Here is a 14,887-nt window from a genome sequence, read left to right as displayed (position 1 = left end):
GGCGCGGGGCGGCTAAACCGGCATCCCTGCCGGTTTACCCCCCAAATCCATGGCGAATTACGGCCAGCGTGGTTTGACGGGGCGCCTGAGATCAAAAGCAGATCAAGATCAAGATCACGAGCGGCTCGCTTCGCATTGTGGTTACGGTTGGTTGCGGCTACACGAGTTGTGTGGATACCCATGCTCATCGGTACCAGCATCACGCCTCTGCTCCCGCAGCATGGGCCCGCCGCGCTCAAACCCTGCGCGCAAACGTATCGCTGTGGCTGCCCGACACCTTGCGGCAATGCACCAGCGCATCGCGAATCATGAAGTTCACCAATGTCGGCGAAACCCCCAACTCCTTGGCGATATCCTTTTGCGGCACGCCATGCAGGCGGTACATCTCGAACGCATAGCGGGTGCGCTGGGGCAGTTCCGTCAGGGCGTCGGCGATGTTTTCCAGGGTGTTGAAATTGATATGGGAGGTTTCCGGTGAAGCGCCGTGAATGACCACATTCAAGCCTTCCTCTTCGGTCCCGGAGTATTTGAGCTCCAGGGCCTGCTTGCGGTAATGATCGATCGCCAGGTTACGCACGATCTGGAACAGGTAACTCAGTTGGGCTTTGAACGATGAAGTGATCGTCGGCGCTGACTGCAATCGGAAGTAGGCGTCCTGTACCACGTCTTCGGCACGGGAGCGGCACCCGGTAATGCGTGCGGCGATCTTCACCAATATCAGTCGATTATCGACGAACGCCTGCAGAAGGGGTGAGTCGCACCTGCCTGTGGATACTTGTTCCGTCATGGAAATCACCTTGTCGCAAAAGAGGTTAGGGGAGGGCGTCCTTGCTGAGGCCTCCTACACATCGGGCAACAAATTATGCTGAATGATAATGATTGTCAAATGAGAAGGCGAACTAATCTTATGCCTTTGTGGAAGGTGTGAACTACGTCTCGCTCGCCGCCTGCGACTAATTATTTGCCGGGGCCGTCCGTTCTTCTGGGTGACAGGCTTGTTAACAAACGGCCAAGGATCAGCACCCGCAGGAGGAGCAGATGGGTTTTTATCGTGCATTGGGCATGTGTCAGTTTGGAGTGCTTGCGTGATGAATACGCCCACCCGGCTGCGTCTGTTTTGCCTGCCCCACTCAGGCGCCAGCGCCTCGGTCTATGCTCGCTGGCGCCGCGTCCTGCCGGATTGGTTGCAGGTATGCCCGCTGGAATTACCCGGGCGCGGCAGGCGCATGGACGAGCCGTTGCAGCGCGATATCAAGGCTCTGGCGGCGCAATTGGCTGAGGAAATCAGCCGTGATCTCGACGGTCCTTATGCCTTGTTCGGTCACAGCCTGGGTGGGCTGTTGGCGTTTGAGTTGGCCCATGCCTTGAGCGCGCGCAATGTGCCTGCGCCCCTGGCGTTATTTGCTTCAGGCACGGCTGGCCCGGCGCGGCGCGATGTCAGCGAATACGCTATCGAGAAGACCGATGCCCAACTCATCGCCCGCCTGCGCGAATTGCAGGGCACTGCCGAAGAAGCCCTGGCCAGCCCCGAGTTGATGCAGTTGATGTTGCCGATCCTGCGCGCCGACTTTCTGCTGTGCGGCAGTTTCATCTACGGCGAGCGCGAGCCGCTTGGCCTGCCAATCCATGTGTTTGGCGGCAAGCAGGACAGCGTACGCGCCGACCAGTTGCTCGACTGGCAACTCGACGCCGCCAGCGGTTTCTCCCTGGATATGTTCGACGGCCATCACTTCTTTCTCGTACAGCACGAAAGCGCCGTATTGCGCTGCCTGCGGCGCTATGCCGACGAGCACTTGGCGCGCTGGCGCATTGGCGCGGCACGGCAACTTGCCGCCGGCTGAACCTCACCGATTTCCCGAATTTCCCGTAAGCCGATTTCAGGCAGGAACCCCATGATGGACGCCTTCGAACTCCCCCGCACCCTGGCCCAGTCCCTTCAACGCCGCGCTGCGCAGACACCGGATCAGGTCGCGTTGCGCTTCCTCGCCGACAGCGCCGAGCACAGTGTGGTACTCAGCTACCGCGACCTGGACCAACGCGCCCGCACCATCGCCGCCGCCTTGCAAGCCAATGCCGGCCTTGGCGAACGGGCGGTGCTGCTGTTCCCCAGCGGCCCGGACTACGTCGCAGCGTTCTTTGGGTGCCTGTATGCCGGGGTGATCGCGGTGCCGGCGTATCCGCCGGAGTCCACGCGCCGCCATCACCAGGAGCGCCTGCTGTCGATCATCAGCGATGCCGAGCCGCGCCTGTTGTTGACGATTGCCAGCCTCAGCGAGGACCTGGCGCAGATTGAAAACGCGCCGCCGGTGCTGAGCGTGGACACCCTGGAGGCGCAGCTTGCCGAGCACTGGGTCGAGCCCCAATTGCAGGCCGACGACATCGCCTTCCTGCAATACACCTCGGGCTCCACCGCCTTGCCCAAGGGCGTGCAAGTCAGCCATGGCAACCTGGTGGCCAACGAAGTGCTGATCCGTCGTGGCTTCGGTATCGACCTCAACCCCGATGATGTGATCGTCAGCTGGTTGCCGCTGTACCACGACATGGGCCTGATCGGTGGCCTGCTGCAACCGATTTTCAGCGGCGTGCCCTGTGTGTTGATGTCGCCGGCCTATTTTCTCGGCCGACCGTTGCGTTGGCTGCAAGCGATCAGCGAATACGGCGGCACCATCAGTGGCGGCCCGGATTTCGCCTACCGCCTGTGCAGCGAGCGGGTCAGTGAGTCGGCCCTGGAGCGTCTGGATCTGAGCCGCTGGCGCGTGGCCTATTCCGGCTCCGAGCCGATTCGCCTCGATACCCTGGAGCGCTTCGCGGAAAAATTCGCCGTCTGCGGTTTCACTCCGAACAACTTCTTCGCCTCCTACGGTTTGGCCGAAGCGACCCTGTTTGTTGCCGGCGGCACCCGTGGTTGCGGCATTCCCGCGATGCACGTGGACGAGCAAGCGCTGGCCGCCAACCGTGCCGAGCCGGGCCAGGGCAGTGCGATCATGAGTTGCGGCACCAGCCAGCCGGACCACGCTGTGCTGATCGCCGACCCGCATACCCTCACCGAGCTTGCCGACAACTGTGTCGGCGAACTCTGGGCCACGGGGCCGAGTATCGCCCACGGTTACTGGCGCAACCCCGAAGCCAGCGCCAAGACCTTCGTCCAGCACGCCGGCCGCACCTGGTTGCGCACCGGTGACCTGGGTTTCATCCGCGACGGCGAGGTGTATATCACCGGTCGCCTCAAAGACCTGCTGATCGTGCGCGGCCACAACCTCTACCCCCAGGACATTGAACAGACCATCGAGCGTGAAGTGGAGGTGGTGCGCAAAGGTCGCGTCGCCGCCTTTGCCGTGAATGACCAGGGCCTGGAGGGCATCGGCATTGCTGCGGAAATCAGCCGCAGCGTGCAGAAAATCCTGCCGCCAGAAGCACTGATCAAAGCGATCCGCCAAGCGGTGGCCGAGTCCTGCCAGCAAGCCCCGAGCGTGGTGGTGCTGCTTAACCCCGGTGCGCTGCCGAAGACGTCCAGCGGTAAGGTACAGCGCGCAGCCTGTGCGATTCGCCACGCCGATGGCAGCCTCGATAGCTATGCGCAATTCCCCGGAGTACAAGAGGCTGCGAGCGGCGCGGCGCTGGCGTCTGATGTGCAACAACAGATCGCGGCGATCTGGTGCGAGCAACTGCAACTGCCCAGCGTGGCCGCCGATGACCATTTCTTCCTGCTGGGTGGCAACTCCATCAGCGCCACCCAAGTGGTCGCCCGCCTGCGTGAAACCCTGGGCCTGGAACTGAACCTGCGCCTGCTGTTCGAGGCACCGACGCTGTCTGCCTTTGCGGCGGGCGTGGCGCAATTGCAACAGGACGGCGGCGTTGCCCAGGGCGTGATTCACGCGTTGTCGCGCCAGGAAGAGCTGCCCCAGTCGCTGGCACAGAACCGCCTGTGGATCACCTGGCAGTTGGACCCGCACAGCAGCGCCTACACCATTCCCGGCGCCTTGCACCTGCGTGGCGAGCTGGATGAAGAGGCGTTGCGCGCAAGCTTCCAGCAACTGATCCAACGCCACGAAGCCCTGCGTACGCGTTTTTACGAGCGCGAGGGTCAGGGCTTTCAGCGTGTCGAGGCCGCGACGGATTTTGCGCTGCAAGTCATCGACCTCAGTGACTTGCCCGCTGCCGAGCGCGAAGCGCGTGCGCAGCAGATTCGCGAAGATGAAGCGCGTACCCAATTCGACCTGGAGAAAGGCCCGCTGCTGTGGGTTACCCTGGTGCGCCTGGACGATGAAGACCACCAACTGCTGGTAACGCTGCACCACATCATCGCCGACGGCTGGTCGCTGAATATCCTGATCGACGAGTTCTCGCGCCTGTACGCCGCTGCCGTCCAGGGCCAGCCCCTTGAGCTGCTGCCGCTGGCCCTGCACTACGCCGACTACGGCAGCTGGCAGCGCCAATGGCTGGCCGAAGGCGAAGGCTCGCGCCAGTTGGCGTACTGGACGGCGCAGTTGGGTGAGGAGCATCCGGCCTTGAACCTGGCCACCGATCATCCGCGTTCGGCCCAGCATCGGCACAGCGCCTCGCGGCATAGCCTGCGTCTGGATACACGCCTCAGCGCCGCGATTCGCCAAACCGCTCAGGCTCATGAGTCGACCCCGTTCATGCTGTTGCTGGCGGCGTTCCAGACCTTGCTTCATCGCTACAGCGGCCAGCGCGATATTCGCATCGGCGTGCCCAATGCCAACCGCCCGCGCCAGGAAACCCAGGGCCTGATCGGTTTCTTTATCAACACCCTGGTACTGCGTGCCGAGCTGGACGGGCGCCTGCCGTTCGACCAACTGCTGGCCGCCACCCGCCACAGTGCGTTGGGGGCCCAGGCCCATCAGGACTTGCCCTTCGAACAATTGCTGGAAGCCTTCCCCCAGGCCCGTGAACAGGGCCTGTTCCAGGTGATGTTCAACCACCAGCAACGTGACCTGAGTGCCTTGCGCCGCTTGCCGGGGCTGTTGGCCGATGAACTGCCATGGCACAGCCGCGAAGCCAAGTTCGACCTGCAACTGCATAGCGAAGAAGACCGCAACGGGCGCTTCAGCCTGTCGTTCGACTACGCCGATGAGCTGTTCGAAAGCGCGACTATCCAGCGCCTGGCCGAGCACTACGTCAGCGTGTTGCAAGCGGTCTGCGAGCAACCGCAACAGGCCATCGGCGACCTGCCGTTGATGCCGCCCGGCCAGCAGCAACCCTGGGGCGAAGCGCCCTGCGAGCCGGCCCGGCAGTGGTTGCCTGAGTTGCTCAGCCAACAGAATTCGGACGCCACTGCGCTGGTCTGGCAGCACGGCAGCCTGACCTTCGCCCAACTGCATACCCAGGCCAACCGCCTGGCTCACTACCTGCGCGACAAAGGCGTCGGCCCGGACGTGTGTGTGGCCATCGCCGCCGAGCGTTCGCCGCAACTGCTGATCGGCCTGCTGGCCATCATCAAGGCCGGTGGCGCCTACGTGCCGCTCGATCCGGATTACCCTGCCGAGCGCCTGGCCTACATGCTCAAGGACAGTGGCGTACACCTGCTGCTGACCCAAACCGCGTTGCTGGAGCAGTTGCCGACTGCCGAAGGCGTGTGCGTGATTGCCATGGACAGCCTGCACCTCGACAGTTGGCCAACCCAGGCACCGGGCTTGCACCTGCATGGCGACAACCTTGCCTACGTGATTTATACCTCCGGTTCCACCGGCCAACCCAAGGGCGTGGGCAACACCCATGGCGCGCTGGCAGAACGTTTGCAGTGGATGCAGGCCACCTATCAATTGAATGAAACCGATGTGCTGATGCAAAAGGCGCCGATCAGTTTCGACGTGTCGGTGTGGGAGTGTTTCTGGCCGCTGATCACCGGTTGCCGCCTGGTGCTCGCGGGGCCGGGTGAACACCGCGACCCGCACCGCATCGCGCAGTTGGTGCAGGAACATGGCGTGACCACGCTGCACTTTGTGCCACCGTTGTTACAGCTGTTTATCGATGAACCGCTGGCAGCCGAATGCACCAGCTTGCGCCGTATGTTCTCCGGTGGCGAAGCCCTGCCCGCCGAGTTGCGCAACCGCGTGTTGGCGCAGTTGCCGGCGGTGCAGTTGCACAACCGTTATGGCCCGACCGAAACCGCGATCAACGTTACTCATTGGCATTGCTCCGCCACCGATGGTGAGCGCTCGCCGATTGGTCGGCCGTTGGGCAATGTGATCTGCCACGTGCTCGACGAGCAGCTCAACCCGCTGCCGGCCGGGGTGCCGGGCGAGTTGTGCATCGGCGGCATCGGCCTGGCGCGTGGTTATCTTGGTCGTGCCGGGCTGACGGCCGAACGCTTTGTTGCGGACCCCTTGGGTGCGGCGGGCGCACGCCTGTATCGCACCGGTGACCGGGCGCGCTGGAGTGCCGATGGCGTGCTTGAATACCTCGGGCGCCTGGACCAGCAGGTCAAACTGCGTGGGTTCCGGGTGGAACCGGAAGAAATCGAAGCACGCCTGCTGGCCCAGGACGGTATCGCCCAAGCCGTGGTGCTGGTGCGCGATGCGCAGTTGATCGGCTATTACACCGCCCACACCGAACTGGATGAGCAACAGGTCAAAACCGCCCTGGCTGCCCAATTGCCCGAGTACATGGTGCCCGCGCTGTTGATGCGCCTGGACGCCATGCCGCTGAGCCCCAGCGGCAAGCTCGACCGGCGCGCCTTGCCCGAGCCGGTCTGGCAAACCCGCGAACACGTCGAACCGCACACGCCTTTGCAGCTGCAAATCGCCGCGATCTGGCGCGAGGTCTTGGGCCTGCCGCGCATTGGCCTGCGCGATGACTTCTTCGCCTTGGGCGGGCACTCGTTGCTGGCCACGCAAATCATCTCGCGCACCCGCCAGGCGTGTGACGTCGAGCTGCCGTTGCGCACCCTGTTCGAAGCCAGTGAGTTGGGCGCCTTTGTCGAGCAGGTCGGGCTGATCCAGGCGGCGGGGCAGCGCAACCAACAAAGCGCAATCGCCAAAGTCGACCGTAGCGCGCCCGTGCCCTTGTCCTATTCCCAGCAGCGCATGTGGTTCCTCTGGCAGATGGAACCGGACAGCCCGGCCTACAACGTCGGCGGCATGGCGCGCCTGCGCGGCGTGCTGGATGTGCAACGTTTTGAGGCGGCGTTGCAGGCATTGATCATGCGTCACGAAACCCTGCGTACCACCTTCCCGAGCGTCGACGGCGTGGCGCGCCAGAAGGTCGCACCGCAGACCGGCGTACGCATGGACTGGCAGGATTTCTCAGCGCTTAGTGAAGCTGAACGCCAGCTGGGTTTGCAGCAACTGGCGGATCAAGAAGCGCACACGCCGTTCAACCTGGAAACCGGGCCGCTGCTGCGGGCCTGCCTGGTCAAGGCCGGCGAGCAGGAACACTACCTGGTGCTGACCCTGCACCATATCGTCACCGAAGGCTGGGCCATGGACATCTTTGCCCGTGAACTCAGCGCCTTGTACGAAGCTTTTATCGACGAACGCGATTCGCCGCTGGTGCCGCTGCCGGTGCAGTACCTCGACTACAGCGTGTGGCAGCGCCAGTGGCTGGAGTCCGGCGAGCGCCAACGCCAGCTGGATTACTGGACCGCGCAACTGGGCACTGAACATCCTCTGCTGGAACTGCCCGGTGATCGCCCACGGCCTGCGGTACAAAGCCACCAGGGCGAGCTGTACCGCTTTGACCTGAGCGATGAGTTGGCGGCCCGCGTGCGCGCCTTCAATGCCGAGCGCGGCCTCACGCTGTTCATGACCATGACCGCCACCCTGGCCGTGTTGCTCTACCGCTACAGCGGCCAGACCGACCTGCGCATTGGCGCGCCGGTCGCCAACCGCATTCGTCCGGAAAGCGAAGGGCTGATCGGCGCGTTCCTCAACACCCAGGTGCTGCGTTGCCAGCTCGATGGGCAGATGAGTGTCGCCCAGCTGTTCGAGCAAGTCCGTCATACGGTGATCGAGGGCCAGTCTCACCAGGACCTGCCGTTCGATCATCTGGTGGAAGCCCTGCAACCGGCGCGAAGTGCCGCGTATAACCCACTGTTCCAGGTGATGTGCAACGTGCAGCGCTGGGAGTTCCAGCAGAGCCGCCAACTGGCGGGCATGACCGTCGAGTACCTGGCCAACGATGCGCGGGCGACCAAGTTCGACCTTAACCTGGAAGTCACCGACCTCGACCATCGCCTGGGTTGCTGCCTGACCTACAGCACCGACCTGTTTGATGAACCGCGCATTGCGCGCATGGCCGAACATTGGCGCAACCTGTTGCACGCCTTGATCGCCAACCCGCAGCAGCGTCTCAGCGAATTGCCGTTGCTGAGCGCAGATGAACAGCGCGCATTGAAGGACAGCCTCGGGGTTGAGAAGGGCGAGCATCGCCTCGACCAATGCATCCATCAGCTGTTCAGCCATCAAGCCAGCCAGCGTGCCGATGCCCCAGCGCTGACCTTTGCCGGTATGACCCTCACTTATGCTGAGCTGGACGCCCGCGCCAACCGCCTGGCCTGGATGCTGCGCGAGCGCGGGGTGGGCCCGCAGGTACGGGTCGGCCTGGCACTGCCGCGCTCGCTGGAAATGGTCATCGGCCTGCTGGCGATCCTCAAGGCCGGTGGCGCCTATGTGCCGCTGGACCCGGAATACCCGTTGGACCGCCTGCATTACATGATCGAGGACAGCGACATCGGCCTGCTGCTCAGCGATGCGGCGATGTTCGAAGCCCTCGGCGAATTACCGACGACCGTGGCGTGCTGGTGCCTGGAAGACGACCTGCCGGTGCTGGAGAATTACCCTGCCGATGCGCTGCCGTTTGTGAGCCTGGCGCAACACCAGGCGTACCTGATCTATACCTCCGGCTCCACTGGCAAGCCCAAGGGCGTGGTGGTGTCCCACGGTGAAATCGCCATGCATTGTCAGGCGGTGATCGAACGGTTCGGTATGCGTCCGGATGACTGCGAGCTGCACTTTTATTCGATCAACTTCGACGCCGCCACCGAGCGTTTGCTGGTGCCGCTGCTCAGCGGTGCCCACGTGGTATTGCGCGCCCAGGGCCAGTGGGATGCCGAAGAAATCTGCGCGCTGATTCGTACCCATCGCATCAATGTCCTTGGCTTTACCCCCAGCTATGGCAGCCAGTTGGCGCAGTGGCTGGCGACCCGGCAGCAGACCTTGCCGGTGCGCATGTGCATCACCGGTGGCGAAGCCTTGACCGGCGAGCACCTGCAACGTATTCGTGCGGCGTTCATGCCTGAGGTGTTCTTCAACGCCTATGGCCCCACCGAAACCGTGGTGATGCCGCTGGCCAGCCTGGCGCCGCAGCAGTTGGAGGAGGGCGCCGGCAGCGTGCCGATTGGCAGCATCATCGGTGAGCGCGTGGCCTACATTCTCGACGCCGACCTGGCGCTGGTGCCCCAAGGCGCCAGTGGTGAGTTGTATATCGGCGGTGCCGGCCTGGCCCAGGGCTACCACCGCCGGCCAGGGATGACGGCGGAGCGGTTTGTCGCCGATCCGTTTGCCGCCAAGGGCGGGCGCCTGTACCGCACCGGCGACCTGGTGCGTCAACGCGCCGATGGCCTGGTGGAATACCTGGGGCGTATCGACCACCAGGTGAAGATTCGCGGTTTCCGTATCGAGTTGGGCGAGATTGAAACGCGCTTGCTCGAACATGCCGCCGTGCGCGAAGCGGTAGTGCTGGCCCTGGATGCACCGAGCGGCAAGCAACTGGTGGCGTACCTGGTCAGCGATGCCGAGCCTGTCGCCTTGCGCGAGGCGCTGAAGGCGCACCTCAAGGCGCAACTGCCGGACTACATGGTGCCTGCGCATTTGATCGTGCTGGACAGTATGCCGCTGACCGCCAACGGCAAGCTCGACCGCCGCGCCTTGCCTGAGCCGGACCCTGAGGCCAATCGCCAAGCCTACGTAGCGCCACGCAATGCGCTGGAACACAGCCTGGCCGCCATCTGGTGCGCGGTGTTGAATGTGCAGCAAGTCGGCCTCGACGATAACTTCTTTGAGCTGGGCGGTGACTCGATCCTGTCGATCCAGGTGGTCAGCCGGGCGCGCCAGGCCGGGATCCATTTCAGCCCCCGTGACCTGTTCCAGCACCAGACCGTGCAAACCCTGGCCGCTGTCGCCACCCGTTCGCAGCAGGTCACCGCCGAGCAAGGTGTATTGACCGGCAGCTCTGGGCTTACGCCGATCCAGCATTGGTTCTTCGACACCGATATTACGGCGCGCCAGCATTGGAACCAGGCGCTGGTGCTCAAGCCGTTGCAACTGCTCGACCCCCATCGCCTGGAGCAAGCGTTGCTGGCGGTGCTGGAACATCACGACGCGCTGCGCCTGAGCTTCACCCGGCGCGACGCGCAGTGGCATGCCGAACACCTGGCCGTGCCGGAAGGCGGCGTGCTGATGCAGGCGCAGGTGCGCGACATGGAGCAATGCACCGCGCTGTTCACCGATACCCAGCGCAGCCTCGACCTTGAGCACGGGCCGCTGTTGCGTGCGTTGCTGGTGGACGGGCCGCAGGGCCAGCAGCGCTTGCTGATCGCGATCCATCACCTGGTGGTCGATGGCGTGTCGTGGCGTGTATTGCTGGAGGATCTGCAAAACGTTTATCGCCAACTCAGTGACGGCCAGTCTGTCAGCCTGCCGGCCAAGACCAGCGCGTTGCGCGATTGGGCCGCGCGTTTGCAGGCGTACGCCGGCAGCGAATCCCTGCGCGAAGAGTTAAGCCTGTGGCAGGACCAGTTGGCCGGCCCGGCCGTGACACTGCCGGTGGCACGCGCGCAAGGCAGCTTGCGCAATCGTGACGCCGAGACGGTCAGCGTGCGCCTGGACGCAGAGACCACGCGCCAACTGTTGCAGCAAGCGCCGAGCGCGTACCGCACCCAGGTCAACGACTTATTGTTGACGGCCCTGGCCCGCGTGCTGTGCCGCTGGAGCGGCCACGACTCGGCTTTGATTCAGCTGGAAGGCCACGGCCGCGAACCGTTGTTCGATGAGATCGACCTGACGCGCAGCGTCGGTTGGTTCACCAGCGCCTACCCGTTGCGTCTGACCCCGCTGGCCGAGCAGGGCGCCTCGATCAAGGCGATCAAGGAGCAACTGCGCGGCGTGCCGCACAAGGGCTTGGGCTACGGCGTGCTGCGCTACCTGGCGGACGACCTGTGCAAACGCAGCATGGCGGCATTGCCAGGCGCCGACATCACCTTCAACTACCTCGGTCAGTTCGACCAGAGCTTTGGCGCCGAGGCGCTGTTCCACCCGCTGGATGAGTCCGCCGGCCTGGCCCATGACCCGGATGCACCGCTGCCCAATGAGCTGAGTGTCGACAGCCAGGTCTACGGCGGTGAGCTGGTGCTGCGCTGGACCTTCAGCCGTGAACGCCACGATGCGCACACCATCGGCAGGCTGGCCGACGCCTACCTGGCCGAACTGCGCAGCCTGATCGCCCATTGCCTGCAGGACGATGCCGGAGGCCTCACACCGTCCGATTTCCCCCTGGCGCACCTGACCCAGGCGCAACTGGATGCCTTGCCGGTTCCGGCCAGCGCCATCGAAGACGTCTACCCGCTCACCCCGATGCAAGAGGGCCTGTTGCTGCATACCTTGCTGGAACCGGGCACCGGCCTGTATTACATGCAGGACCGTTACCGCATCAACAGCGCCCTGGACCCGGAGCGTTTTGCCCAGGCCTGGCAAGCGGTGATCGCCCGCCACGAAGCCTTGCGCGCTTCGTTCTGCTGGAACGTCGGCGAAGACATGCTGCAAGTGATCCACAAGCCCGGCAGTACGCCGATTGAATACCTGGACTGGAGCGCCGACCCGCAGGATGAGCAGGAACCGCGCCTGCAAGCGTTGCTCAAGGCCGAGCGTGAAGCAGGATTCGATCTGCTCAACCAGGCCCCGTTCCACTTGCGCCTGATCCGCGTGGGGGAGGCACGTTACTGGTTCATGATGAGCAACCACCACATCCTCATCGATGCATGGTGCCGTTCGCTGTTGATGAATGATTTCTTCGATATCTACATGGCCCTGGGTGAGGGTCGCGACGCGCAACTGGCGACGCCGCCGCGCTACCGCGACTACATCGCCTGGCTGCAACGCCAGAACCTCAATGAAGCGCGCCAGTGGTGGCAACAAAACCTGCAAGGCTTCGAACGCACCACGCCGATCCCGAGCGATCGCCCGTTCCTGCGCGAACATGCCGGCGGTAGCGGCGGCATGGTGGTGGGCGACTGCTACACCCGCCTCGATGCCCGTGACGGTGCGCAACTGCGTGAGCTGGCGCAGGCGCACCAGCTCACCGTTAACACCTTTGCCCAGGCGGCATGGGCATTGGTGCTGCGTCGCTTGAGTGGCGATCGCGATGTGTTGTTCGGTGTCACCGTGGCCGGGCGCCCGGTAGAGATGCCCGAGATGCAACGTACCGTCGGCCTGTTTATCAACAGCATCGCACTGCGGGTGAAACTGCCCGAGGACGGCCAGCCTTGCAGCGTGCGCCAGTGGTTGAGCGGTTTGCTCGACAGCAATATGCAGTTGCGCGAGTACGAATACCTGCCGCTGGTGACCATCCAGGAGCACAGCGAACTGCCCAAGGGCCAGCCGTTGTTCGACAGCCTGTTTGTGTTCGAAAACGCCCCGGTGGAAGTCTCGGTGCTGGACCGTGCGCAAAGCCTGAATGCCACGTCCGATTCCGGGCGCACCCACACCAACTTCCCGCTGACTGCCGTGTGTTATCCAGGGGATGACCTTGGTTTGCACCTGTCCTACGACCAGCGCTACTTCGACGAAAGCACCGTGCAAGGCATGCTCAGTGAGTTCAAGCGCCTGCTGCTGGCGCTGGTGCAAGGCTTCCATGGCGACATGGCTGATTTGCCGCTGATTGGCGAGCAGGAACGTGAATTCCTGGTGGAAGGCTGTAACCAGAGCGCACATGCCTACCCGCTGGAGCGCAGCTACATCGAGTTGTTCGAGCAACAGGTGGCGCAACATCCGCAGCGTATCGCCGCCAGTTGCCTCGACCAGCAATGGAGCTATGACGAGCTGAACCGCCGCAGCAATGGCCTGGGCCACGCGCTGATTGCGGCGGGTGTGGGCCTGGACCAACCGGTGGCGTTGCTGGCTGAACGTGGGTTGGACCTGCTGGGCATGATCATCGGCAGTTTCAAGGCCGGTGCCGGCTACCTGCCGCTGGATCCGGGGCTGCCGGGTCCGCGCCTTAGCCGCATCATCGACCTGAGCCGCACGCCCTTGCTGGTGTGCACCGAGGCGTGCCGGGAACAGGCCATCGAACTGCTCGAAGGGGTCGATTGCCAACTGCTGGTGTGGGAGGAAATCCCTGCCCGTGGCGAAAACCCAGGCTTCTATAGCGCCCCGGACAACCTCGCCTACGTGATCTATACCTCGGGCTCCACCGGCTTGCCCAAGGGCGTGATGGTTGAACAGCGCGGGATGCTCAACAACCAGTTGAGCAAGGTGCCGTATCTGGGTCTGAGCGACGCGGATGTGATCGCCCAGACCGCTTCGCAAAGTTTTGATATTTCCGTCTGGCAGTTCCTCGCCGCGCCGCTGTTTGGTGCGCGGGTAGATATTGTGCCGAACACCATTGCCCATGATCCGCAGGGGTTGCTGGCGCACGTTCAAGCACAGGGCATCACTGTGCTGGAGAGTGTGCCGTCGCTGATCCAGGGCATGTTGGCCCAGGAGCGTATCGGCCTCGATGGCCTGCGCTGGATGTTGCCGACGGGTGAGGCAATGCCTCCGGAACTGGCGCACCAGTGGTTACTGCGCTATCCGCAGATTGGTCTGGTTAACGCTTATGGCCCGGCGGAGTGCTCGGATGATGTGGCGTTCTTCCGCGTCGACCTGGCCTCGACCCGTGGCACTTACCTGCCGATTGGTACGCCGACCGACAACAACCGTTTGTACCTGCTCGACGGTGCGCTCGACTTGGTGCCCCAGGGCGCAGTCGGTGAACTGTGCGTCGCCGGCACCGGTGTCGGTCGCGGCTACGTCAGCGATCCGCTGCGCACCGCCCAGGCGTTTGTACCCAACCCCTTTGGCGCGCCCGGCGAGCGCCTCTACCGTACCGGCGACCTGGCGCGGCGTCGCAGCGATGGTGTGCTGGAGTATGTCGGTCGTATTGACCACCAGGTGAAGATTCGCGGCTACCGCATCGAACTGGGTGAAATCGAAGCGCGCCTGCACGAGCAACCGCAGGTGCGCGACGCGGCGGTGGGTGTGCAAGAGGGCGTCAATGGCAAACATCTGGTTGGCTATCTGGTGGCTGCCGACGCCACGCTGGACCCGAGCGAACACTTGGAGCGCATCAAGCAACGCCTGCGTGCCGAACTGCCCGAATACATGGTGCCGCTGCATTGGCTATGGCTTGATCGCCTGCCCCTGAATGCCAACGGCAAACTCGACCGCAAGGCTCTGCCGGCTTTGGAGATCGGCCAGTTGCACAGCCAGGACTATGTGGCGCCGCGCACTGAACTGGAAGCCACGTTGACGGCTATCTGGGCCGAAGTGCTGAAAGTCGAGCGGGTAGGGGTGCAGGACAATTTCTTCGAACTGGGTGGGCACTCGCTGCTGGCTACGCAGATCGCTTCGCGGGTGCAGAAAACGTTGCAGCGCGATGTGCCGCTGCGGGCGATGTTCGAGTGCAGCACGGTGGCGGAGTTGGCCGCGTATATCCACGGGTTGGCCGCCAATGAAATCAGTGCCGAGAAGGTGGATCGGTTGAGTGATTTGATGGCGGAGTTGGAGGGGCTCTAAGGCGCAAAGGGCGCTGTCCGTTGGTCGGGCAGCGCCGTTTTTTTAGCGCGAACTGTCAATTCTGACAGTAGGCGGGGGCGAAAAAATAGGACTCACTT

General features: G+C 63.5%; 3 protein-coding genes. 2 read left to right on the top strand and 1 reads right to left on the bottom strand.

The genetic code is table 11. The features are described 5' to 3' along the window. Window positions 1-235 precede the first annotated feature (235 nt). A complete protein-coding gene (locus E4P00_RS09570; protein ID WP_005789991.1) occupies window positions 236-787 on the bottom strand; it encodes an RNA polymerase factor sigma-70 in 552 nt (183 codons plus the stop codon). Between the two features lie 301 nt (window positions 788-1,088). Between E4P00_RS09570 and E4P00_RS09565 the strand changes: the two genes are divergently transcribed. Then, window positions 1,089-1,841: an alpha/beta fold hydrolase gene (locus E4P00_RS09565; RefSeq protein ID WP_005789988.1), complete on the top strand. Its 753-nt coding sequence runs from the start codon at window positions 1,089-1,091 to the stop codon at window positions 1,839-1,841. Window positions 1,842-1,892: 51 nt separating this feature from the next. After that, window positions 1,893-14,789 (top strand): non-ribosomal peptide synthetase, encoded by a 12,897-nt coding sequence (locus E4P00_RS09560; protein WP_248131283.1) that lies wholly within the window; start codon window positions 1,893-1,895, stop codon window positions 14,787-14,789. The last annotated feature ends 98 nt before the right edge of the window (window positions 14,790-14,887 follow it).

This window comes from Pseudomonas sp. B329 (genome assembly GCF_023127835.1).
Classification (GTDB): Bacteria; Pseudomonadota; Gammaproteobacteria; order Pseudomonadales; family Pseudomonadaceae; genus Aquipseudomonas; species Aquipseudomonas synxantha_A.
The sequence above is the reverse complement of the archived record's forward strand: the minus strand, read 5'-3'. Positions and strand labels throughout refer to the sequence as shown.

Excerpts from the sequence above, each read along its gene's own strand:
- E4P00_RS09560 (WP_248131283.1), top strand. The coding sequence starts at position 1,893 with ATGATGGACGCCTTCGAACTCCCCCGCACCCTGGCCCAGTCCCTTCAA.
- E4P00_RS09570 (WP_005789991.1), bottom strand. The coding sequence starts at position 787 with ATGACGGAACAAGTATCCACAGGCAGGTGCGACTCACCCCTTCTGCAG.
- E4P00_RS09565 (WP_005789988.1), top strand. The coding sequence starts at position 1,089 with ATGAATACGCCCACCCGGCTGCGTCTGTTTTGCCTGCCCCACTCAGGC.